We start from the raw sequence: 22,651 nt of genomic DNA, 5'->3' as shown, positions 1-22,651 counted from the left end.
GGCCTAGTCCGGAATACCGCAGGCCACACCTGTTGAATGGTGGGGGCAGTAGCCTCCGGGATTCTTGTGCAGATACTGCTGGTGGTGGTCCTCGGCACGGTAGTAGTCCCCGGCGGGGGTGTCCGCGAGCGGGAGGATCTCGGTGGTGACGGGGCCGTAGCCGGCGGCCGAGAGCCGTTCGCCGTAGTCGGTGACCATCCCACGGATCACGTCGGCGTCGGCGGCGGCGCCCTCCGGGGTGCCGGTCGTGTAGAAGGCCGAGCGGTACTGGGTGCCCACGTCGTTGCCCTGGCGGAAACCCTGGGTGGGATCGTGGGCCTCGAGGGCCGTGGCGACGATCGTCGTGAGTGTGACGCGTGTCGGGTCGAACACCACCTCGACGACCTCCGTGTGCCCGGTCCGGCCGGTGCAGACCTCACGGTAGGTGGGGTTGGGCGTGTATCCGCCGGCGTATCCGACGGAGGTGGATTCCACTCCGTCGAGCTCCCAGAAGATCTTCTCCGCACCCCAGAAGCAGCCGATCCCGATGAGGACACTGGCCTGCCCCTCCCGCCAGGGACCGGTGACCGGGGTTCCGAGGACCGCATGGGGTCGCGGGTCGTCCAGAACCGGGTGGGCACCTCCTCCGAGTGCCTCGTCGGCGGTGACCATCTCCGGTTTACGACCGATCAACCATCCCATGTGGGGCTCCTTTCCCGGCGGTTTTTCCGACCACCAGCCTAGACGGCGGGTGGGATGGATGTCCCCCTGACGGAGCCACCCCCATTCGGGTATTAATCGCCTAGCGGCAGGCGACAGCATACGGAGACAAATGTTCGCACACACGTACTTATAACAATTTCGTCCTAGATGTGTGACGTTATTCTGTCTTGACCTATCATGGGGCAACGACGCGGGCACGATCCGTGATTCGACTTATGCGAAAGGATTGTCACATGACCACCTACTACGAGCTTCCCGAGCTGGATTACGCCTACGACGCCCTCGAGCCGCACATCGCCGCCGAGATCATGGAGCTGCACCACTCCAAGCACCACGCCAACTACGTCAAGGGCGCCAACGCCGCCATGGAGGCGCTCGCCAAGGCCCGCGAGAACGGCACCATCGGCGATGAGGTCACCGCACTGTCGAAGAACCTCGCCTTCAACCTCGGTGGCCACACCAACCACTCCATCTTCTGGAAGAACCTCTCCCCCAACGGTGGCGGCGAGCCCACCGGCGAACTGGCCGAGGCCATCGAGCGGGACTTCGGCTCCTTCGAGAAGTTCAAGGAGCACTTCTCCGGTGCCGCGCTGGGCCTCCAGGGCTCCGGCTGGGCTATCCTGGGTTACGACCACATCGGCGGCCGTCTCGTCATCGAGCAGCTGACCGACCAGCAGGGCAACATCTCCGCGAACCTGACCCCGCTGCTCATGCTGGACATGTGGGAGCACGCCTTCTACCTCCAGTACAAGAACGTGAAGGCCGATTACGTCAAGGCCGTGTGGAACGTCTTCAACTGGGATGACGTCGCCGAGCGTTACGCCGGCGCAGCCAAGAAGTAGGACACCGGCAGTACGGGACCTTCAACCGCCCACCGGCAACGGTGGGCGGTTTTCCCGTGTCCCGGCACCTCCGGGTCACGACCGGGGACCGACGGCCGACACGAACTCCCTGAACCTGTCGACCGGTGGAGCGGGGGAGGCCCCCGCGCGCCAGACCAGCCCGAGTTCACGGTGCGCCGGCGGATCCAGGGGACGGAGCAGCAGTCCGACGGGGGTGAGGTAGGGATCGTCCATGGGCAGCAGCGCCACCCCGAGCCCCGCACTGACCAACCCGGCGACGGTGCTGAGCTCCATCGACTCGAAGATGACGTCCGGACGGAAACCCGCCCCGGCGGTGAGCTCGTCGAGCAGTTGCCGGGTTCCGTATCCGGCCCGCATACCGATGAACGGTTCCCCGGCGGCGGCGGACAGTGCCAGCGGTCCCGTCCCGGAGGCGAGCGGATGCCCGTCCGGGACGGCGAGTGCGAGCGGCTGACGGTGGAGCCGGAGCCAGCCGAGTGCGGCCCCCTCGCCACGGCTCTCCTCGGGTCGGGGACCGACGAGAGCAAGGTCGGTGGCATCGGTCAGGACCCGCTCCACGAGATGTCTGGCGGCACCCTGGTGGAGTTCGAACTGCACCGCCGCGTGCCCGGCGCGGTAGGAGCGGAGCAGTTTCGGCACCAGCCAGGTCCCCAGGGAGTGCATGAAGTCGATGCGCACGGTCCCCCGTTCGGGATCCATGAGTCGTTCCATGTCGGTCCTGGCGGCGGCGAAACCCGCACTGATGCGGCGTGCGTGCCCGAGGAACGCCCGTCCCCTGGCGTTGAGGGTGAGGGACCGTCCGGCACGGTCGAAGAGTGTGGTGCCGAGATCCCCCTCCAGTCGGGCGATCCGCCGGGAGAGCGTGGGCTGCGGGATTCCGAGTTCCCGGGCGGTGGCGGTGAGGTGTCCGCATTCCGCGAGGTGGATGAACGCGTCAACGTCATCGAGCCGTGGTGAGGAGCGGCGTGGCACCGGACACCCCTTTCATGCGTTTTCTGCATTATTTTCCTGTGTTATTCATATTTTACTAATTATGCGGTGCACGGCACGATGGTCACATGGGCACCACCTCATCCGCCGCCGACAACGCCTCCACCGCCGACCTCCCGGAGGGACTGCGGCGTGGCGACCCCGACTACCGCCGGGCCGTTCTCGCGATGCTCGCGGCGGGACTCGCCAGCTTCAACGCCCTCTACTGCACCCAGGCGATGCTGCCGACACTCACCACCGAACTCGGGGTCACCCCCACACAGTCGGCCCTGACCGTCTCCGCGACGACCGGCGCACTGGCGCTGGCGATCGTTCCGGCCTCCATCCTCTCCGAGAGGTTCGGACGGGGGCGGGTGCTCGTGGCGTCGGTGATCGCGGCCGTGGCGCTGGGGGCGCTGCTCCCCCTCGCCCCCGGCATCTGGTGGCTGATCGCCGGACGGGGGCTCCAGGGGGCGCTCCTCGCGGGTGTTCCCGCTGTCGCCATGACCTGGCTGGCGGAGGAACTGCACCCCGACCACCTCTCCCGCGCGATGGGCGTCTATGTCGCGGGTACGTCACTCGGTGGGTTGATCGGCCGGATCGTGCCCGCCGGGGTCCTCGAGGTCGCGTCCTGGCGATGGGCGCTCGGTGCGGATGCGCTCGTCGCCACGGTGTTCGTCGTCGTGATCCTGCGGATGCTGCCGGCCCAACGGCGCTTCACCCGGAAGGAACTCCACGTCCGCAGTGAGTTCACGGCGATGGTCGGACACTGGCGCGATCCCCGGCTCGCCGCACTGTTCATCACGGCATTCCTCGTGATGGGTGTGTTCGTGTCCTTCTACAACTACCTGGGTTTCCGGATGATCGACCGGTTCGGACTCTCCGAGGGGCTCGTCGGCGCCCTGTTCATCCTCTACCTCTCGGGCACCTGGTCGTCGGCCCGGGCGGGCGCCTGGGCATCCCGGTTCGGGCCGGGCAGGGTGCTCGTCGTGATGATCCTCACCGCCCTCGCGGGTATCGCGCTCACCGTGTCCGGCAACCTGGCGGTGACCGTCCTCGGGACCCTGTTGTTCACGGCGGCGTTCTTCGCCGTGCACTCCACCGCATCCGGGTGGATCGGAAGGCTGGCCACCTCGGACCGCGCCGAGGCCTCCAGCATGTACCTGTTCTGCTATTACCTGGGATCCTCGCTCGTGGGCTGGTTCTCCGGTCTCATCCTCGTCCGTCACTCGTGGACCGGTCTCATCGTCTGGCTGCTCGCCGTACTCGGGGTGCAACTGCTCATCGCCGTGGCGCTCACCCGGGACCGGATCCGGCGCCACCGCGGCACGGGGTCGGGTTTAACCTGAGGGCATGACCGCATCACACCCCGCTGACCGGGGGACTCCGGCCGCATGGTCCCGCCGCCGGTGGATGCTGTACGCGAACATCCCGGTGGCCTGCTGGTTCCTGCTCCTGACCGGTTCAGCCGCGGCAGCCGCAACAGGGCGGGTCGGCACCTGGATCCCGGTTCACGTCCTCGGAATCGGGGTGATCACGACCTCGATCATGGTGTGGTCCCAGTACTTCACGGCGCAGTTCACCGGGACCCGGCCCACCCGCGCACACCAGGTACGCCAGCTGTACCGGATCGGAGCCGTGAGCGTGGGTACCGTGCTGCTCCTCGCGGGCCAGCTCCCGGCAACCGCGTCCCCTCGACTGTCCCTGTTCGGTGCCGCCTCGGTCGCCGCCGGGGCCCTGCTCCACGGGATCTCCCTCGCCGCGCAGTACCTCGCCGCGGAGCGGACCCGACGCTTCCGGCCCGTCGTCGCCGTGTACGTGCTCGCCACGACCTGTCTGCTGGGCGGCGTCACCGCGGGCGCGCTCCTGATCGTCGGGGTACCCGGCGCGTGGGTGCCGCGACTGCACACCGCCCATCTGCTGCTGAACCTCCCGGGGTTCGTCGGGCTGGCCGCGTTCGGTTCCCTCACGCTCATGTTCCCCGCGGTCTGGCGCACACGGGGAGGGGTGGACCGTACGATACCGGCGCTCGCCTCCCTGGCCTGCGGCCTCGCCACCTCCGTGACAGGCGCACTGCTCGGGTTCGCACCAGCACTGGGGGCGGGTCTCGTCCTGTACGCCGTCGGGTGGGCCATCGCCGCGCTACCGTGGCTGGGGAACGTCCGCGACGTCCTGGCCGAGCCCCGGGACCGCGTCACCTTCGCGGCGGTCGCCGTCCTCGCCGCACCGGCGTGGCTGATCGTCGGGGTCCTCACCGCCGCCGCCGATGCACTGCGCGGGGGACATGTCGCCGTCTCCCCGCCGGTGGCTCCGCTTCTCGTGGGGTTCGGTGCGCAGCTGCTGATCGGGGTGCTGAGTTTCCTGGTCCCCTCGGTCATCGGCGGTGGGCCGGCCGCCGTCCGGCTGGGAATGGGCCTGCTCGACACCCTGGGTCTGCTGCGGTCCACTCTGCTCAACGGCTCACTCGCACTGCTCCTGCTCCCCCTCCCAGGCGATCCGGGGCCCGTTCCCGCCGTCTTCGTCGTGCTGAGCCTCGGAGCTTTCCTCCCGCTGGCGGTCACCGCCGTGCCGGTGCAGAGACACCGTCCGCGGGAGTCGCACGAACCAGGCACTCCGCCGACCGCGACGGGCGGGAACAGGCCGGCGTACGGTCAGGTCGTGGTGGGCCTGACCGTTCTCGGCGCGCTCACCGGGCTGATTCTCGCGGGCGCATTCAGCCCATGAGCGGTGGGGTGCCGGGCGCGCCGGCGGCCAGCCAGGCACGGACCACGGATGTCGCCCGGCAGTCATCACCGTTGTAGCTGAGGAGTCGATCACGGGCCTCGATCACCTCATCCGGCGCCGCATCCGTGTGACCTGCCGCGATCCGGTACAGATCGACGCTGGCCTCCCCGTCGAGATCCGCCTCCGCCCACGTGAACCCGGCCTGCGGCGCCACCGTCTTCAGCCCGAGACCACGGGGCCCCACGAGCTGGGACCGAACGGCGGCGAACACGTCGACCCACTCGTCGGAGGAGATGAACGCGGAGATCTCCGCCTCCGGGGGAACCCGGTGCCCGGCCGGGCTGACGTGCCCGGCGAATCTCCGGGCACTGGTGGACAACCAGTGGTTCTCCCCGTGTCGGGCATAGCAGAACGCGGCGAAACCGAGTCCCCGGGCGCGCGCGTCGTCACGCACCGAGTTCAGCCATGCCCAGAACTCCGCGAAGGTGTCCGCCTCGGCGGTGGTACCCAGACCACCCCAGGTGACGAACGGGCGGTAGTCGCGCCCGTCATATGTCCCCCAGAGATACGCCCCCTGATCCAGGTAGGCCTCCACGTCGATGTCGATCTCCACGTCGAAACGGCGTGCCGTCACACGGCCGACGCGCCGGAGCACCGGGATCCGCTCCCGCCACGCCGCAGCCAGGGCCGACGGTTCCCCGAGGTCCGCGTCGATGAGTTCCGCCACGGTGCCGATGCCACGCTGTCGGTACGGCTCCCCACGGTCACCGGGAAACAGCAGCGAGATGTCGTCCGCCGCCGTCAGCCGGGGTCCGCAGTCGAACCAGAAGCGGCACTCACCGCACTCCTTCAGGCGCCGCGGCCGGTCCGGTAGCGGCGCCGCGAGCGCCGTCGACAATGCAGCCTGGTAGTGGCCGGTGTCCACGAGGAACGCCAGTTCCCGGTCCTGACCGATGGCGGCACCGCGCCCACTGTCCAGTCCGAACTCGGCCAGCGCCCGGGCGGCCAGTCCCAGACGGTAACCGTCGACGGCGTGGTGCCGGAGCCGGTATCCGGCCGTGGAGGGCGTCCCGAGCCCCAGTCGGCACGTGGCGATGACCCGCTGTCGACGCCCCTCATCCGGCCGGGCTATGCGGTGGTTGGAGACGATCACCGGAAGATAGCGCCCCTCCGTGTCACGGATGAGCACGTCCGGTGTGGACCGCCAGCGCCTGCCCCCGGACACCCCGGTGAACACGGCGCCCGTGATGATCGTGGCCTGTGCCGCGAGAGCCTCCAGGGTCCCGAACTCGGCCTCGTCCCCGGCGCCGTCGACGTGCACGCGGTGGAACCGGGGCGGGTCCCACGGACGCGGCCCGTCGGGGAGGAGCGCGAGGACCCGGGCCTTCCCCGCTTCCGCGCGCTCGATACGCCGCACCGTCGCCTCGGTCGGTGCCCGGTCGGCGAACAGGTGCCGTTGCACCGCCCGGTACCGGCACCCGACGAGGTCCGACGGTTGCAATTCGATGTCCAGCTCCACAATGACAGTCAGCTTAACCCCGGCTGCGGGTAGGGTTGAAAAGAAACGACCGCGACAACGTTAACGGGAGATCTGACAGACACCATGGGCATTTTCGAGGCGATCCGGAAGAACCGCGCCAGGACCAAAGCGGAGATCAAGGCCGCGCAGGCCCGCGCCAAGTCCGAGGTCAAGCAGACCGCCAAACTCAACCACCGTCGGTCCAAGCTCCTCGCGAAGCAGGAGAAGTCACTGCTGAAGGCCGAGAAGAAGGGCCTGAAGGCGAAACGGCGGCACGAGAAGAAGATGGCGCAGAACCAGCTGGCCCAGATCAGGCAGGGACGTTTCAACACCCAGAATGTGCGCCGCTACGGTGCCGCAGCCCGGATGATCGTCCCGTTGGCCCTGCCGTTGATCTACCGGGGCGCCACCCTCGTCCGTGAGCAGCTCGAGAAGAAGCAGGCGCGCCGCCACGGTGTCACCACGGATCAGCTGGCCCGCCACTCCGGCCACGGCGCCCCGTTGAAGGCCCGCATCGACGGGATCCGGGAGAATCTCGATTCCGCTCCCGTCGCCGCCGGTTTCCGGATCGACGCGAAGGACCGGCTCGACGAACTCGTCAGTGCCGTGAACAACGCCGAGTACCTCGCACCGCAACAGCGGCGGCGGAGCCACAACAGCGTGGCCAGGGAGTTGGACGCCCTCGCGGCACAGATCCAGGACCGCCTGCAGAACAGGAACTGAAATCCGGGGTCGGGTTCTCTCGCACCGCCCGTCATCCCTCCGGCATCGTGTCGGCGGGGACGACGGGTCTTTTCGTTTTTACGCGGGGTCCGGGGTGACGGTGCGCCTCTCCGGGCCCCGCGACACCACAGCCGGGACGGGCACTTCAATTCGCCGTACATCTGTTTTAGATTCAATTCACAGCTGTCCTCATGAATTTTTGAATCTTTCTCAGCTACACCAGTCCCAGAATTGATTCTCGGAGATCATCAAGTGATTAGAGGTCGAGAATGTCCGGATTCCCGCTTCGCCTTCTAACTACCTGTCACATTGTGCAAATTACAGGAATCGTATATTCTTTCTCCGAAGCGGTGAGAAACGCTGTATGTCCACTCCACTTCCCAGAATCACCCGATCTCCGGATACGATCCAGATGCGGTATTGCCGTTTTCAGCCGGACAGGTTCCGGCTGAATCGGAACCGGGAAATCCGACAGAATGGATTCGTGTTTTTCCCCACAGTGGATCCCCGGATTCCATCCGGGCGGCCGTCTCCACCCACGTCTTCCGTGAACCAATCACGCAACACACCAATGAAGGAGCAGACACCATGGCACGACGGGAAATCACCCAGTACTTCGACGATCTGACCAAGACCCCGCTCAGCGAGGATGAGCTGCACGTCGTGCACTTCTCCCTCGACGGCACGGACTACTCCGTGGACCTGAACGAGGAGCACGCCAACGAGCTCCGCGAGTCTCTCCAGCGCTACATCGAGGTCGGCCGCAAGCGGACCGGCACGACACGCCAGCGTCGCCGTTCCGGCGGTGGCTCCCGGAGCCGCACCAAGGAGATCCGCCAGTGGGCCCGGGAGAACGGCTACGAGGTCGCCGACCGCGGCAAGATCCCGGACAACATCGTCGAGGCCTTCACTGCGGCGAACTGAGTTCCGTCTCCCGGTGGTGCCGGCGAGAGGCGAATGAACCGAATCCGGGTGAGCCGGGTGAGGCAAAAGCGGGAACACCGGTGGCTAACATCATCAGCCACCGGTGTTCCCGCTTTTCCGTGGACAGGACAACCGGAGAATTCGACACCGCCACTCAACCACCGGTGCCCACCGTGGCAAACACCCCGCCACACACTAATGGCGGCTGAGCATGTCACCCCGGCGCTACAGAACTCCCTGTTCCCGGGCCGCAGCCACCGCAGAAGTCCGTGACCGGACACCGAGTTTGTCGTAGATGTGCACCAGATGCGACTTCACGGTCGCCTCGGAGAGGAAGAGAACCTTCCCGATCTCCCGGTTCGACGACCCCGCAGCAACCAACTTGAGAACCTCCAGTTCCCGGGGGGTGAGAGACGTCCGGGGGGTACGCACCCGCGTCATCAGACGGTTCGCCACCACCGGGGACAACGCGGAATCACCCTCCGCCGCCGACCGCACCGCGGCCAGCAGCTCGGAGGGCGGGGCATCCTTCAACAGGTACCCGACGGCACCGGCCTCTATCGCACCCATGATCTCGGCATCGGTGTCGTAGTTGGTCACCACCAGAACGTTCGGCGGATTCTTCATCGTGCGCTTGATCTCCGCGGTGGCGTCGGCGCCGGTGGACACCAGCGTCCCCTCCGCACCCGCACCGAAGCGCAGATCCATCAGGATGACATCGAGGCCACCTGCCTGAGCGGCCGCGATCGCAGCTTCGGCAGTGGCGACCTCACCGACCACCTCAATGTCCTCGGCCTCCTCCAGCACGGCACGCAGACCCAACCGGACAATCTCATGGTCATCAGCGAGCAAGACTCTGATCATCGTCTACTAACGTCTCTTCCCTTGTGTTTTTCACGGGCGACCGGGGACTGCACACCGACACCGGTCCCGGCGGCCTCCGCTACCGATCGGTGTCCTCCGGTGTGCAACCGGGTTCATCGAACTGTGTGAGCGCCATGGCACGACGGGCCTGAACCGGTGCACCATCCTCCACGGGAATCGCGATGGACACCGCGGTCCCCTGACCCGGCGCGGATTCAACAGTCAGCGTACCGTGTTGCTCTGCTGCACGTTGCCGCATGGCGTCAAGGCCGATGTGCCCCAACCCACGCGGACGCTCCCCCACGGCCTCGGGATCGAAGCCGCACCCGTCATCCACCACATCCAGCCGGACCTCGTCCTCACCGTAGGTCAGCGTGACATGGCACCGCCCGGCGTCAGCGTGTTTCGCGACATTCCCCATCGCACCCTGCGCGATCCGCAGCAGTGACGCCTCCGTCCGCATCGGGAGCTGCCGCTCATCCCCCTCGACGGCGATCGTCACCTCGGTGCCGACGATACCGTTCGCGACCCGGTGCAGCGCCCCCTCCAGGGAGGTCCGCGACAGGGCCGCCGGTTGCAGTGCGGCGATCATCGCCCGGGCCTCACCCAGGTTGTCCGCCGCAGTCGTCCGAGCCTGATCGATACGCTTCAGGATCGTCTCCGCCTCATCATCACGGATCCCCGTCTTCTTCAGCTCCTGCTCGGCGACGTACAGCAGCATCTGGATGCTCGACAACCCCTGCGCCAGGGTGTCATGGATCTCGTGCGCGATACGCTGCCGCTCGGCGGCGATCCCCGCTGCCCGTTCGGTGTCCGCCAGCTGGGACCGGGTCTCCAGCAGTTCCGCGATGAGTTCCTCACGTTCGGCGGAGACCTTCCACAGCGTCTTGAAGGCGTAGTCGATGCCGATGGACACCAACGCAGCGACGGTCGGGCCGAGAATCGCCCCCGCCGTGAGATGCGGCCACTGCGAGAACACCGACACCGCTGTCGCCCCGATCACGGCAATGACACCACGGACGTCATCCAGTACCTGCAGATACAGGAAGTACAGCGGAAAAACCAGGTAGATGGCGGTCGGCTGCATCGGGATGAGGAGCACCCACAGCAACGTCAACGCCAGCAACCACACCTGACTCTGGCCGCCCGACATCCGGTCACGTGTCCGCGCCCCCAGAACGTAGGTGCCCGAGAACCCCGCACACAACGCCAGTGTGATGAGCAGCTGCACGGCCTCGGACTTCACCGCCGCGAACGCCACCACGAGCAGCAGCACCCCGGTGAGTATGTGGATACCCTGCCGTATGCTCCGCTCCCCGGGAGCACCCGAGGTGCGGTCGGCGGATTCGGTCCCTACGCTAAGTCCCATGCGCCGTACCTTACTTGCACTGTCCAGTCTGCTGCCGCTCCTCGCCCTCACCTCCTGCGGTGAGACCCCCGACGGGGAACCCGCACCGGACACCGCGATGTCCGCTCCCGCGCAGGACCAGACCGCAGCCGACGCTCCCGCACCGCCTGAAGCTCCCGTCCACGACTCCGGGCTGCCGACCGACGCGATGCCGGTCGTCCCCGGTGGGCGCGGCTCCTGGGTCGAGTGCCCCTACCTGGACACACAGTGGGTCGCGGACACCAACGGCCAGCGTGTCACCGGTGTCGGCGTCGACGACCGCTTCGACACACCCGCCTGCGTCTACTGGTCCTATCCCGAGGAACCCCAGCTCACCGTCATCGTCCGGCACATGGACTCCACCGACGCCGCCACCGCCGTCGTCGACTGGGCGGCCCCCGTCGCCTCCACCGACCCGGCGGAGGAACCCGAAGGCTGGTCCGGCGGCCGGTTCGGCGGCAACGGGCACGCGCTCTACGCGGTCCAGAAGGGCGCCACGGCGGTGGTCGTCTTCTCCAACCAGGAACAGTCCGTCAAACCGCAGATCGTCGCCGAGCAGGTGATCCGCCGACTCCAGCTGGGCTAGACCGCCACGTCGTTGTACGGCATCAGGGTGGACACCCAGGGGTAGACGACCTCCATCAGCAGGAAGAACACGGCGACCAGGAGAAGAACGGCCAACAGTGCCTTCACCGCGCGGGGTCCGGGCAGATGACGCCAGATGAATCCGTACATGTCAGTTCTCCTCCAGCTCCGCCGGACGGAAACCGTCCCGCTTCGTGTCCGTCCGTACCAGCATCGCGTGCACGATCATCCGCTGCGCGTTCGAGAACCTCGGATGACAGGTCGTCATCGTCATCAGCCCCTCCAGGTGCGGGTCGGCGACGACCCCGGGGAGCCCCGGGACCGGATCGATCACCGACACGTCACCGGGCACCGTTATCAGGCGTCCGTCGACACCGGCGTAGTCACCGACGGCCACACGCTCGACCTGCTCCGGTGTCAGACACTCCGCCGCCGCGGCACGTCGCTGCTCCCCGGTCGTCGCGTCAACGGGGAGAACACGGTAGATGTCCCACGAATCCCGGGTCTCCACCACGACCGGGTCACAGGTGCGGAGGTTCCCGAGATCGTTGAACGGGGCCCCCTTGCCGACGCGGTGCCCCGCCACCGCGAAGTTACCCGGCTGCCCCGGCATCTGGGTGTCCGTGTAGCGTCCCGGACCCGCCAGCAGATCCGCGTCCTCCGTGCCCTCCACGATCGCGAAATGGAAGTCCGGTCCGAACGAGGGAATGTACATGCGGGCGAATGCCTCGCCCAGAGCCAGCTCCCGCCGGACCCGGGGATTCTCCCGCTGCCCCTCCCCGGCGTCCTCCTGCGGCCCCGCCCACCGCTGCTCGAGGTTAGACGCCACCCGCTCCTGCTCACGGCTGGCCTCGATGTTCGTCCAGTACGACTCGTAGAACGCGAACAGGAGGAGAAGCGCACCCGCCGTCAACAGCAGTTCACCGATGAACTCCACGATGCTGAATCGGCGTGACGGCGGTTGTGGCGGCGACATCGGTGACGTCCGTGACGACGGATCTGGCGCGCGGTGACTCATGACCAACCATCATAGCTCGACCGCTTCCCCGACCACCGGACGCACCGGCCCCGCGCTGGACTACGATCATGGGCGGCCCTCCTGCCGAGAGGCAGGCCCCCGGACAGTACGAGGACAACCACCCGTCATGCTCGATTTCCTGATCTACCCGGTCTCCGGCGTGATGAAGCTCTGGCACATCGCGCTCCACTCCTGGATCGGGATGGACGACTCCCTCGCCTGGCTGCTGTCCCTCTTCGGACTGATCATCACCGTCAGGCTGATCATCCTGCCCTTCGCCTGGACCCAGTACCGTTCCAACCGCGTCTTCATCAATCTCCGACCGGAACTGCGTGCACTCGAGGAGAGGTACGAACTGCGCACGGACGCCGACGCGGACGACGAACTCACGGCGGAACGCAAGGAGCTCTACAAAAAGCACCGCTACTCGCCCGCGGGCGGTTGTGTCCCCGCCCTGATCCAGCTACCCGTGTTCATCGGCCTCTACCAGGTTCTTCTCCAGATGGCGCGTCCCTCCGGCGGACTCGACTCGGCACAACAACAACCCATCGGCTTCCTCACCTCCACAGACATCGAGGCGTTCCTCCACGGACGAATCAGCGGCGTCCCCATGCCCGCGTACCCGGCGATGTCCACCGACCAGCTCACCGCACTGGGCACCGACCGGGACACGGTGTTCCATTTCGTGCTCCCGTTCCTCATCGCGGCCGCCGTGTTCACCACCATCAACATGCTGGTCTCCATCTACCGCTCCCAGATCACCCTGGACCACGGGAGCGCGGCCGCCCGCAGGATCCAGAAGTTCATGATCATGATCGCCGTGGTGATCCCCGTCTTCCCGCTCGCGTTCGGTCTCACCGGCCCGGCCCCCGCCGCCATCGCACTCTACTGGTTCGCCGGCAATCTCTGGACCATGTGCCAGACCATCATCCTCAACGCCATCCTCGACCAGAAACATCCGCTGACCGAGGAGTTCAGGGCGTTCCGCGACGAGACGAAGCAACAGGTCAGCGGGCAGCTCCGTGAGGACCGCGCCGTCCGGCGAGATATCCGCCGCCGCCGACTGCTCATGGTGCTCACCCCCCACCGGATCGGCAGGCTGCACCGGATGAACGTCGATGCCCGGGCAACCCGGAAAGCCGAGATCGACGCCCTGAACGCACCGAAAAAGGAGGCGAAGGAGAAGCGGCGTCAAGCGGTCCGGGAACGCGACCGGGAGAAGGCGCGCCGGAAACGCGAGGAGAAGGCACGCCGGAAAAAGAACCCGGGTACCGGCGGGCAGTCCGATGAGGGAGCCGCGGACGCCGCCGGTACGGACACCGCCGGTACGCCCGAGACCCCGGACCACACCCCCGGGTCCGGGGATGACGGGAACCGTCCCGCAGATCAGATGGAGTAGTCGGCGGGGGGAACCATCAGGAGCTGCTTCGCCAGATCACGGGCGGTGCGGAGCGGTTCGACGCTACGGTTCAACCGGGCCCCCGCGAGGCCGCCGTCGAGGAAGATCAGCAGCTGATTCGCCTGCGCCGTGCCCGGATAGCCGTTGAGCTCCGTCAACAGATCCACCATCGTCTGCAACATCCACCGGCGGTGTTCCTGCACAGCCGAGACGATGCCCCGCTCACTCTCGGTCTCGGGGCGGGGATACTCATTCGCGGCATTCTGGAAGTGCGACCCACGGAAATCCTGGCCCGGCTCATCATCGATGGCCTGGTCGAAGAACGCGAGGATCCTGTCCACCGGATCCTTCATCCCGCTGGTCCTCCGCACCCAGTCCGCCCGGGACTTCTCGTCCAGATCCTGGAGGTAGGCGATGACCAGTGCATCCTTGGAACCGAACAGGGAGTAGAGCGATGCCTTCGCCACATCGGCCTCACGCAGGATACGGTCGATGCCGATGACCCGGATCCCCTCCGTGGTGAAGAGCTTGGTGGCGCTCGTCAGCAGACGTTCACGCGGACTCGGGCGATTCCGGCGGCGGCTGCCGCTCCGCCCTTTCGTGGTAGACCGACCGGTTGGTTTATCGGGCTTAGTTGTAGCGGCGGCGATGACGCCCACATCCTTCCTGCGCTCGTCAGCGATGTCCTTCCTCTCCGCCCGGCTGCACGGACGCAGGCGGCGGGACCCGGCACCTGTGGGGCTCCGGGTCAGACATGTCACCTCCACAATACCCCCTCGGTGCCGCGACCACGGACGACCCCGCGCACAAAAGTGGCCGGCACCTGAAAACAGGTGCCGGCCACTCTCCCGGAAACGGAGACCGGGAACTACTTGCGGACCGCCTGAACGATCGACAGCAGGATCACCGCGCCGACCAGGCAGGTGAGGAAGCTGAAGATCCAGCCGCCACCATCAATTCCGAAGAGGGTGAGCAGCCAGCCGCCGATGAGACCGCCGACGACACCGACGACGATGTTGAGGAGCAGGCCCTGCTGGGCATCGGTCCCCTTGATCTTGGAGGCGATCCAGCCGGCGAGTCCGCCGATGATGATCCAGCCGAGGAAAGAAAGACCGGGCATTGTAATTCTCCTTTTACAGATAGTCTTCGGTATTCATCCGGCATCCGGAAAACAAGAACATGACGCCGTTAAACCACCACAATGGTGTCCACAAATGAATATAGGTCGTGTCCGGCGGCAGACAAACCCCGGAGGCCCGTTGGACCCAAAGTGTTCCCCTACTGAAACCCGGGCGTTACCCACGCCACACGATCAGCAGGTTCGCGGTGCGATGCCGTCACCGGGGGCCGGGAAAACCCGCACACCCCCGGCGGCGTTCACCGTCAGTCCCCGACCTGTCCGCGCACGACCATCATCGGGCAGGGCGCCGACTGGAGCAGCGCACGGGACGTCGAACCGAGCAGCATCCCCTTGAAACCGCCACGACCGTGCGAGCCGACGACCAGAAGCTGGGCGCCCTGAGCCGCGTCCGACAACGCCCGGACGGGACGGTCCCGCGTGACGAGCCTCTTCACCGGAACGTCCGGGTACTCCGAGGCGAATCCGGCGAGCCGCTCCGCGAGCAGGGCCTCCTGTTCCTCCTCGATCGTGACCCACTGTTCCTGCGCCGCGGACAGTCCCGCGAGCGACGTCTGCACCTGCATGTCCATCCACGTGTGTACCGCGATGAGTTCCGCACCGCGTGCCGACGCCTCGGCGAACGCGTACTCGATGGCCTTCCGGGAGGTACCGGAACCGTCCACACCGACGACCACGGGACCGTACCGGGTCTCGTCCCGCACCCCCGAGTCCTCCCGGACCACGACGACGGGACAGTTCGCGTGGCTGACGACCGCCGCGGACACAGATCCCATGACCATGCCGCTCAGCCCCCCGAGACCACGGGAACCCATCACGATCATCGTCACCGACGGCGACATCTCCAGCAGCATGTCGATCGGGCTGCCCTCCGCCACCACGTGGCCGATCCTCAGGTCGGGCACCAGCTCATGGGCGATGGCCCGTGCCTCGTCGACCTTCTCCATCGTCTCCGCCCGGAGTTCATCGAAGATGGACTGCGGGGGAACCATCCCCTCCGCGTAGAGGAACTGGGGCATGGTGTAGCTCGCCGCGAGACGCAACGGGACACCCCGCTTGTCCGCGGTGTTCGCGGCCCACCTGACCGCGACCTTCGACGCCTCGGAACCGTCCACCGCGACAACGACGATGTCCTCACGCCCTGGTTTCCGTTCACTGGTGTGCTGGGTCATCCCGATCACGACCTTTCCCGCCGGACCTGATCCGGCCTCTGTCCGGTGTCCGGTCCGGACACCGTTTCCACCCCCCATTCTACCCACTCGACATCCGCGGGGAAGGGGATGAAAGGGCCGTCACATGCAGCAATTCCGCCGCCGTGCCCACTCGTCCCCGACGAGAGCGAGGGATCTCCGCCGAACCTCCGGGTCGTGCGCGTAGGTGACCGTGACGATCTCGTCCAACCCCAGCGGGACCGCCCAGTCGAGCAACTGGTCCACGACCCCCGCCGCCGTTCCACAGGCGGTCACACGGAGCGAGTGATGGACACGTGCCTCAAGGATCGGGTGCGGTTCCACGGTGTCCCCGGGCGCGACGAGCGGACCCCTCCGGCCCGTGAGCACACCGGCGAAGGAGTGCCGCAGCGTCAGAAGCTGCCGCTGAGCCTCCGCCACGGTGTCCGCGGCCATGACGTTCACGGCGGCGCTCACCCACGGCGCGGAGACCTGGGCGGTCGGGGCGTCGGGATTGAAGTTCCCCCGGTACACGGCGAGCGCCTCATGCAGCTGGTCGGGCGCGAAGTGACTGGCGAAGGAGAAGGGCAACCCCAGCTCCGCCGCCGCACGGGCCCCGCCCGTCGACGAACCGAGCACGAAGAGCCGCACACCGGCACCGCGTCCGATGACCTCGGTCTCCCCCGGTGCACCGGTGGCCGGGCCGAGATAGTCGTGCAGTTCCGTCAGGTCCCGGGTGAAATCAACCAGATCAGCCGACCCCCGCCGTAACCGGGCGGCGGTCCCCGGATCGGTCCCCGGCGCGCGCCCGAGCCCGCAGTCGATCCGGCCCGGGTACATGACCGCGAGGGTGCCCAGATCCTCCGCGACCCTCAGGGGAGCATGGTTAGGCAGCATGATCCCCCCGGACCCCACCCAGATCGTCTCCGTCGCCGCCGCCACCGCACCCATGAGCACGGTCGTCGCGGAACAGGCGAGCGCCGGTGAATTGTGGTGCTCCGCCAACCAGTAGCGGTCGTACCCGTGCCGTTCGGCGGTCTGCGCCGCCGCACACGCCGCCCGGATCGCCGCAGCCGGCCCCGACCCCGAGGAAACGGGGACGAGATCGAGAACGGAGAGACCGGGCGGGGCGGAACTCACTGGGCCGCGGTGGCTCCGGCCGCAGCCTTCGCGGCATCCGCGGCCTCGAGGACACGTGCCGCGTCAGCGTTCGCGGGGTAGAGGAAATGATAGATGACGCGCATCACGTCACCGATGATCTTGCCGATTCCGTTGCTGAAGAAATCAGCCAGCTGAGCCATGAGAGAATTGATGTCCATGGGCCAAAGGATAGTACAGCGCAGACGTCGTCAGGCACCTCTTCCGGTCCGCGACGGCCTGAATCCGTCCCGTGCACGACTCCCCGACGATGCTGCACCCGTGACAGCACTCGCGTTCGTCACCACCCTCATCACCACCCAGTCGCACCGTGCGACCGGCGACGACGCCCGAGCGGTCCGCGCACGTTTCGACGCCGGCGACGTCGTCGATCCGCAGGGCAGGCCACTCCCCCCGGACAGGGTACTGGCCCCCGGACAGGACGTCTGGTTCTACCGCACCCCCGCACCCGAAACACCCGTCCCCGGCGACTGCCGCATCATCCACCACGACGAACACCTCCTCGTCGTCGACAAGCCGCACTTCCTCGCGACGATGCCACGCGGACGTCACATCACCGAAACCGCCGTGGTCAGACTGCGCCGGAAGACCGGGAACCCCGATCTCACACCGGCCCACCGCCTCGACCGGCTGACAGCGGGGATCCTCGTCCTGACCTGCGACCCCGCCGTCCGCGGCGCCTACCAGCAACTGTTCGCCTCCCGCAGCGTCCGCAAGACATACCGGGCGACGGCCACGTTCCTTCCCGACCTGGCGACAGCCGTGGCGGAAGGCCCGGTGACCTGGGAGCACAGGATGCAGAAGACCCGGGGCAGGCTACAGGCCTACCTCGAGGACGGGGAACCGAACGCACGGACCACCGTCAGCTCCGTGTCCCCCGTCAACGACACAGAACAGGCCGCCCTCGAGTCCGTCCACGGGCCACTCCCCCGGCAGGCCCACTACACCCTCCACCCGGCCACCGGACGTACCCACCAACTCCGGTTGCACATGCTCACCGCAGGAGCCCCCATCCTCGGTGATCCGCTCTACCCGGACATCCTCCCCGAGGACGACGAGGACTTCCGGATCCCCATGCACCTCCGCGCGACCGCCCTCGCATTCACCGATCCCCTCAGCGGCGAACACCGCACCTTCACGTCGGACCGCCCCTGAACCGGGCGACCGCCCGGGCAGACCCGTGGACGGTTGCCCTGTACCTTTACCCTGCGGCAGGGTTTAGGCTTGGGGTGAGTCCACCCGGATGAACCGGAATGCCCTGCACAAACATGAATTTTCGAGGAGAGAACGTGACCTGTCCTGTTTCCACGACGCCCACCGACCCGACCCCGGACGGCACTCCCGCCGCCCGCGCCGAGAACCTGGTCAAGCGTTACGGATCCGGTGAGACCGTCGTCAGCGCTCTCGACGGGGTCTCCGTCACCCTGAAGAAGGGCCAGTTCACCGCGATCATGGGCCCCTCCGGATCCGGCAAGTCCACCCTCATGCACTGCATGGCCGGACTCGACAGCGTCACCGAAGGCGCGACGTTCATCGGTGACACGAACCTGGCGGGACTGCCCGACCGTCAGATCACCGCACTGCGGCGCGACCGGCTCGGTTTCGTCTTCCAGTCCTTCAATCTCGTCCCCACGCTCACCGCGGCCGAGAACATCACCCTCCCCGTCGACATCGCGGGCGGAACCGTCGACCGGGACTGGTTCGGGGAGGTGACCACCCGACTCGGCCTCGCCAGGCGACTCGACCACCGGCCCACCGAACTCTCCGGCGGACAGCAGCAGCGCGTCGCCGTCGCCCGGGCGCTCATCAGCCGTCCCGAGATCATCTTCGGCGATGAACCGACCGGAAACCTGGACTCCAACGCCTCGGCCGAGGTCATGGACATTCTCCGCGCCGCCGTCGACGATCTCGACCAGACCGTCGTCATCGTCACCCACGACGCCAAAGCCGCGAGCTACGCCGACCGGGTGATCTTCCTCGCCGACGGCAGGATCGTCAACGAACTCGACGATCCCACCGCCGAGAGCATCCTGTCCGTGATGGCCGACATCGAGAAACTGTGAGCCGCACCATGAGCACATCCACACACACCGGGCTCCGCAAACCCATGCGGACGATCTCCCGCCGGACGATCGCCGCCCACAAGCTCCGCCTCGCCCTGACGATCCTCGCCGTCGTCCTCGGAACCGCCTTCATCGCGGGTTCCTCGATGTTCACCGCATCCCTGTCGAGCAGTTTCGCCAAGATCATCGCCACACAGTACGACGACGTCGACATCGTCGTCTCCGGTCCGGACGGTGCGGGGCGCGCACTGGACGCCGACACGGTCCGCGAGATCCGTGAGCGGGACGACCTCACCGCCGCCGACATGATCGTCCAGCCCGCGCCGATGATTCTCGCCGGCAGCGACGGAAAAGCCATCCAGACCGGCGGTGCCCCCTCGGACGCGATCCCGTACAACCCGGACCAGGAGAACGCCGGCTCCCTCACCCTCGTCGACGGCGCATGGCCCGGGGACACCGACGAGGTGGCGGTCAACACCAGTGCCGCGGAACGCGGGGACATCACCATCGGTGACAAGGTCACCGTGGTCACCCCCGGCGATCAGTTCGAGGTCACCGTCACCGGCACCTACGATGTACCGACCGCCACCGGCGGGTGGATCGGCGTCCTCCTGCCCGAGGACCAGTTCCTGGACATCTACGCCCCCGACAACCTGGTGAACTCCGCGTCTCTCGTCCTCGCGGACGGCGCCGACCTCGACGGGGTCATCGACGATCTCCGCGCCACCTACCCGGACCTGTCCGTCGACGACGCCGATGTTCTCGTCGAACGTCAGACCAAGGAACTCAAGAAGGCCCTGAGCTTCGTCAACTACTTCCTGTGGGCGTTCGCGGCGATCGCGCTCCTCGTCGGAACGTTCATCATCTCCAACACCTTCGCGATGATCGTCGCCGAACGGACCCGCGAGTTCGCGCTGCTCCGCAGCATCGGCGCCTCCCGCTCCCAGATCACCCGGTCCGTCATCGGTGAGGCCGTCATCGTCGGTGTCATCGGCTCCGCACTCGGCATCGTCCTCGGTGTCGCCCTGGCCAAGGGGCTCTTCTTCGCCCTGAAGACCGGCGGCATCGGCATGCCGGACAGTGGCCTGTCCCTCACCCCCTCCACCATCATCGTTCCGCTGGTGGTCGGTGCGATCGTCACCGTCCTGAGCGCCTGGGCCCCCGCACGCCGCGCAGGTTCCATCCACCCCGTCGAAGCGATGCGCAGCGGAGACAGCTCCTCCCACAACTCCCTCCGCGCCCGCACGGTCATCGGTGGCCTCATCACCGGCGTCGGCGCGGCACTCTGCCTCTTCGGGGCGTTCACCACCAGTGTCGACGAGATCAAGTACCGGCTCATCTCCATCGGCGTCGGCGCGCTCGCCGTCATCATCGGCGTGTGGCTCATCGGCCCGGCACTGTCCATCCCGGTGGTCGGGGGACTCGGCCGCATCATCGGCGCACCCTTCGGCGCGGTCGGCAAGCTCGCCTCGACAAACTCCCGGCGCAGCCCCCGACGTACCGCCGCCACAGCCTTCGCGCTCACCCTGGGGCTGATGATGGTCAGCTCCATCGGCATGCTCGGCGCCACCATGCGCCACAGCATCGAGAGCATCGTCGACGACGTGTTCACCTCCGACTACGTCGTCACCGCACAGAACTCCAACGTGTTCAAGATCCCGTCCTCCGTACCCGACCGGATCACGGCCCTCGACGAGGTTGAGGCGGCGCACACCGTCTACCACGCACCGATCCTGGTCAACGGTGCACCGTTGTACCCGGCCTTCGGCGGGATCCCGAAGAGCCCTGTCTCGAACCTCAACCTCGACTCCGGTGAGGGACTGGCCGTCACCATCACCGAGGGATCCGGCAACCTCCGCGACGAACGTGGTGTCATTCTCTTCAGGGACATCGCCGACCGCTTCAACCTCCACGTCGGTGACACCGTCGCCCTCTCCACTCCCGCCGGATCCGGCCCCGTCGAGGTACCCCTCCTCGGCACCTATGAGGAGATGCAGGCCGGAGGCCCCGGTTTCATCAGTGTCTCCGCGGCGACGGAACTCCTGCCCCTGAATCAGATGGACATCGAGACGGTCCTCGTCGACCGGTCCGACGGAACCTCAGAATCCGAACTCGGTGACGCACTCCGCACCGCGATGTCCGACTACCTCGTCGTCCAGGTGATGTCGAAGGACGAGTACGCCAGTTCCCAGGCCAACCAGGTCGACCAGCTCCTGGGCATTCTCTACGGTCTCCTCGGACTCGCCGTCATCATCGCCGTCCTCGGAATCATCAACACGCTCGCACTGTCCGTCACCGAACGCCGCCGCGAAATCGGCATGCTCCGCGCGCTGGGCACCCAACGCGGCCAGATCCGCCGGATGATCTACCTCGAGTCCGTCGTCATCGCCCTGTTCGGTGCGCTGCTGGGCGCCGCGGTCGGTCTCGGACTCGGATGGTGCTTCACCCGAACCGTCGGTGAGGATTCCCTCGAGACCGTCATCGTTCCGTGGGGACAGCTCGGCATCATGCTCGTGGCGTCAGCCGTCGTCGGCGTCATCGCCGCCGTGTGGCCCGGACACCGGGCCGCGAAGACCAAACCACTCGACGCGATCAGCGATCGCTGAGCCCCACCGAAAGGGCGGGCCACCGGATTCTCGTTTCCGGTGGCCCGCCCTTTCTCTTGCTTCGGCTACAACCATCCGGGTGCGGTTTCCTCGGAACAGGGGCCCTCCCCGTCGGAACCGGCCCAGCCGACACGGGAGACATCCCGGGGAAAAACGCCACGGGGGTTACCGGAGGACCGCTTAGCGTCACACGCCCTCCGGTGGTCGACCGGAGCACAAAGGCACACGTGCCGCCGACCAGCGAAGCCGTTACCCCGTATCGACGGAAAGACATCGTCCGCAGGTAAACCATCAGCAGGTTCGGCGGGTCACACCGCAATCGGGCCAGGGTCCGTCGGACCCGTGGCCCCACCGCCGTCGGGGTGTCTCCGCAGCAAAGGTCAGTTACCCCACCTCGACAAGCTGCCGGCGATGGCCTCCCGGTGGCACCGGCACTGAATCGCCGGGAGGGCGGTCGACGAGATGAGCTCCGGATCACCCGGTGGCACCGTACTCCCGGAAATGTGGGGAGGATACGTTGACCACATCTGAGACGTGGTGGACGTATCCTTTTCTCCGTTCCGGCGTTCCGTCTACCGGAGGCCCGTCTACGGGGTACAAGCCGTACGTGTCCTACCTGCACATGGCCCGTGACTTCGGCACGGTCCGCAACAGGGGCAGTCGACACCGGGATGAGGACCGGTCCGGAGCAGGAAGGACATTCTGCGACGCATACGCCGGGACTTATCTGACCCGGGTGTGTTGTTCCCGGTTCGGTGGGACGCGGGCCACGGTCGACGTGGGGCGGTGCCGCGTGTCCGGTGGGGCAACGACGAAAAAGGGGGCACCACCCCTAGGGAA

At 67.0% G+C, this 22,651-nt stretch carries 22 protein-coding genes; 10 read left to right on the top strand and 12 right to left on the bottom strand.

The annotated features are described in order from the left end of the window. Window positions 1-3: 3 nt before the first annotated feature. A complete protein-coding gene (msrA, locus tag JIM94_RS11045; protein WP_200253287.1) occupies window positions 4-681 on the bottom strand; it encodes a peptide-methionine (S)-S-oxide reductase MsrA in 678 nt (225 codons plus the stop codon). A 254-nt stretch (window positions 682-935) separates the two neighbouring features. On the opposite strand from msrA, the gene JIM94_RS11040 reads away from it, so the two are divergent. After that, window positions 936-1,544: a superoxide dismutase gene (locus JIM94_RS11040; protein ID WP_200253289.1), complete on the top strand. Its 609-nt coding sequence runs from the start codon at window positions 936-938 to the stop codon at window positions 1,542-1,544. 75 nt (window positions 1,545-1,619) lie between these two features. Here the strand turns inward: JIM94_RS11040 and JIM94_RS11035 are convergent, their stop codons facing one another. Next, window positions 1,620-2,537 (bottom strand): LysR family transcriptional regulator, encoded by a 918-nt coding sequence (locus tag JIM94_RS11035; protein WP_200253291.1) that lies wholly within the window; start codon window positions 2,535-2,537, stop codon window positions 1,620-1,622. Window positions 2,538-2,623: 86 nt separating this feature from the next. Here JIM94_RS11035 and JIM94_RS11030 point away from each other — a divergent pair, with 86 nt between their 5' ends. Both JIM94_RS11030 and JIM94_RS11025 read left to right on the top strand, forming a co-directional pair. Continuing rightward, window positions 2,624-3,883, top strand: a complete 1,260-nt coding sequence (locus JIM94_RS11030) for an MFS transporter (RefSeq protein WP_200253293.1) — start codon at window positions 2,624-2,626, stop codon at window positions 3,881-3,883. 4 nt (window positions 3,884-3,887) lie between these two features. After that, window positions 3,888-5,258 (top strand): hypothetical protein, encoded by a 1,371-nt coding sequence (locus tag JIM94_RS11025; protein WP_200253295.1) that lies wholly within the window; start codon window positions 3,888-3,890, stop codon window positions 5,256-5,258. Here the strand turns inward: JIM94_RS11025 and JIM94_RS11020 are convergent. Beyond that, on the bottom strand, window positions 5,248-6,777 hold the full coding sequence (locus JIM94_RS11020) for a TM0106 family RecB-like putative nuclease (RefSeq protein WP_200253297.1): 1,530 nt from the start codon (window positions 6,775-6,777) through the stop codon (window positions 5,248-5,250). The genes JIM94_RS11025 and JIM94_RS11020 overlap by 11 nt on opposite strands. A gap of 84 nt (window positions 6,778-6,861) precedes the next feature. Between JIM94_RS11020 and JIM94_RS11015 the strand changes: the two genes are divergently transcribed. Next, window positions 6,862-7,500, top strand: coding sequence for a DUF6474 family protein (locus JIM94_RS11015; RefSeq protein ID WP_200253298.1), 639 nt, complete (start codon window positions 6,862-6,864; stop codon window positions 7,498-7,500). 588 nt (window positions 7,501-8,088) lie between these two features. Next, window positions 8,089-8,424: a histone-like nucleoid-structuring protein Lsr2 gene (locus JIM94_RS11010; protein ID WP_200253300.1), complete on the top strand. Its 336-nt coding sequence runs from the start codon at window positions 8,089-8,091 to the stop codon at window positions 8,422-8,424. 225 nt (window positions 8,425-8,649) lie between these two features. On the opposite strand, the gene JIM94_RS11005 is transcribed toward JIM94_RS11010, so the two are convergent. Beyond that, window positions 8,650-9,288, bottom strand: a complete 639-nt coding sequence (locus JIM94_RS11005; RefSeq protein WP_200253302.1) for a LuxR C-terminal-related transcriptional regulator — start codon at window positions 9,286-9,288, stop codon at window positions 8,650-8,652. Between the two features lie 79 nt (window positions 9,289-9,367). Continuing rightward, window positions 9,368-10,657, bottom strand: a complete 1,290-nt coding sequence (locus JIM94_RS11000) for a sensor histidine kinase (protein WP_234039525.1) — start codon at window positions 10,655-10,657, stop codon at window positions 9,368-9,370. Here JIM94_RS11000 and JIM94_RS10995 point away from each other — a divergent pair. Next, complete coding sequence (locus JIM94_RS10995) at window positions 10,656-11,261, top strand: DUF2020 domain-containing protein (RefSeq protein ID WP_234039527.1); 606 nt, start codon at window positions 10,656-10,658, stop codon at window positions 11,259-11,261. The two genes, JIM94_RS11000 and JIM94_RS10995, sit on opposite strands and share 2 nt — an antisense overlap. Here JIM94_RS10995 and JIM94_RS10990 read toward each other — a convergent pair. Together JIM94_RS10990 and JIM94_RS10985 are read right to left on the bottom strand one after the other, a co-directional pair. Continuing rightward, window positions 11,258-11,410 (bottom strand): hypothetical protein, encoded by a 153-nt coding sequence (locus JIM94_RS10990; RefSeq protein WP_200253304.1) that lies wholly within the window; start codon window positions 11,408-11,410, stop codon window positions 11,258-11,260. The two genes, JIM94_RS10995 and JIM94_RS10990, sit on opposite strands and share 4 nt — an antisense overlap. A 1-nt stretch (window position 11,411) precedes the next feature. Further along, a complete protein-coding gene (locus JIM94_RS10985) occupies window positions 11,412-12,236 on the bottom strand; it encodes a class E sortase (protein ID WP_234039529.1) in 825 nt (274 codons plus the stop codon). A gap of 169 nt (window positions 12,237-12,405) precedes the next feature. On the opposite strand from JIM94_RS10985, the gene yidC reads away from it, so the two are divergent. After that, window positions 12,406-13,677 carry a membrane protein insertase YidC gene (yidC, locus tag JIM94_RS10980; protein WP_200253308.1) on the top strand — a complete coding sequence of 424 codons (1,272 nt, stop codon included), beginning with the start codon at window positions 12,406-12,408 and terminating at the stop codon, window positions 13,675-13,677. Here the strand turns inward: yidC and JIM94_RS10975 are convergent. The 5 genes from JIM94_RS10975 to JIM94_RS10955 all read right to left on the bottom strand — a co-directional run bounded on the left by JIM94_RS10975 (window position 13,665) and on the right by JIM94_RS10955 (window position 17,303). Continuing rightward, the gene (locus JIM94_RS10975; RefSeq protein WP_200253336.1) at window positions 13,665-14,327 is read right to left on the bottom strand and encodes a TetR/AcrR family transcriptional regulator; all 663 of its coding nucleotides are present in this window, start codon (window positions 14,325-14,327) and stop codon (window positions 13,665-13,667) included. The two genes, yidC and JIM94_RS10975, sit on opposite strands and share 13 nt — an antisense overlap. 218 nt (window positions 14,328-14,545) lie before the next feature. After that, entirely contained in the window at window positions 14,546-14,797 is a 252-nt protein-coding gene (locus JIM94_RS10970) for a GlsB/YeaQ/YmgE family stress response membrane protein (protein WP_200253310.1), read from the bottom strand. 263 nt (window positions 14,798-15,060) lie between these two features. Further along, window positions 15,061-15,987 (bottom strand): universal stress protein, encoded by a 927-nt coding sequence (locus JIM94_RS10965; protein WP_200253312.1) that lies wholly within the window; start codon window positions 15,985-15,987, stop codon window positions 15,061-15,063. A gap of 120 nt (window positions 15,988-16,107) precedes the next feature. Beyond that, window positions 16,108-17,124 carry an LLM class flavin-dependent oxidoreductase gene (locus tag JIM94_RS10960; RefSeq protein WP_200253314.1) on the bottom strand — a complete coding sequence of 339 codons (1,017 nt, stop codon included), beginning with the start codon at window positions 17,122-17,124 and terminating at the stop codon, window positions 16,108-16,110. Continuing rightward, window positions 17,121-17,303: a hypothetical protein gene (locus JIM94_RS10955; protein WP_200253316.1), complete on the bottom strand. Its 183-nt coding sequence runs from the start codon at window positions 17,301-17,303 to the stop codon at window positions 17,121-17,123. The genes JIM94_RS10960 and JIM94_RS10955 overlap by 4 nt, the downstream gene beginning before the upstream one ends. Here JIM94_RS10955 and JIM94_RS10950 point away from each other — a divergent pair. The 3 genes from JIM94_RS10950 (at window position 17,302) to JIM94_RS10940 (ending at window position 21,811) form a co-directional block, all read left to right on the top strand. Further along, window positions 17,302-18,297, top strand: coding sequence for a pseudouridine synthase (locus JIM94_RS10950; protein ID WP_234039531.1), 996 nt, complete (start codon window positions 17,302-17,304; stop codon window positions 18,295-18,297). The genes JIM94_RS10955 and JIM94_RS10950 overlap by 2 nt on opposite strands. A gap of 113 nt (window positions 18,298-18,410) precedes the next feature. Beyond that, on the top strand, window positions 18,411-19,205 hold the full coding sequence (locus tag JIM94_RS10945; protein WP_200253320.1) for an ABC transporter ATP-binding protein: 795 nt from the start codon (window positions 18,411-18,413) through the stop codon (window positions 19,203-19,205). Between the two features lie 8 nt (window positions 19,206-19,213). Next, complete coding sequence (locus JIM94_RS10940) at window positions 19,214-21,811, top strand: ABC transporter permease (protein WP_200253322.1); 2,598 nt, start codon at window positions 19,214-19,216, stop codon at window positions 21,809-21,811. The last annotated feature ends 840 nt before the right edge of the window (window positions 21,812-22,651 follow it).

The sequence above is a fragment of the Corynebacterium pygosceleis genome, assembly GCF_016595275.2.
Lineage (GTDB): Bacteria > Actinomycetota > Actinomycetes > Mycobacteriales > Mycobacteriaceae > Corynebacterium > Corynebacterium pygosceleis.
This window is presented reverse-complemented; position numbering and strand designations above follow the sequence as displayed.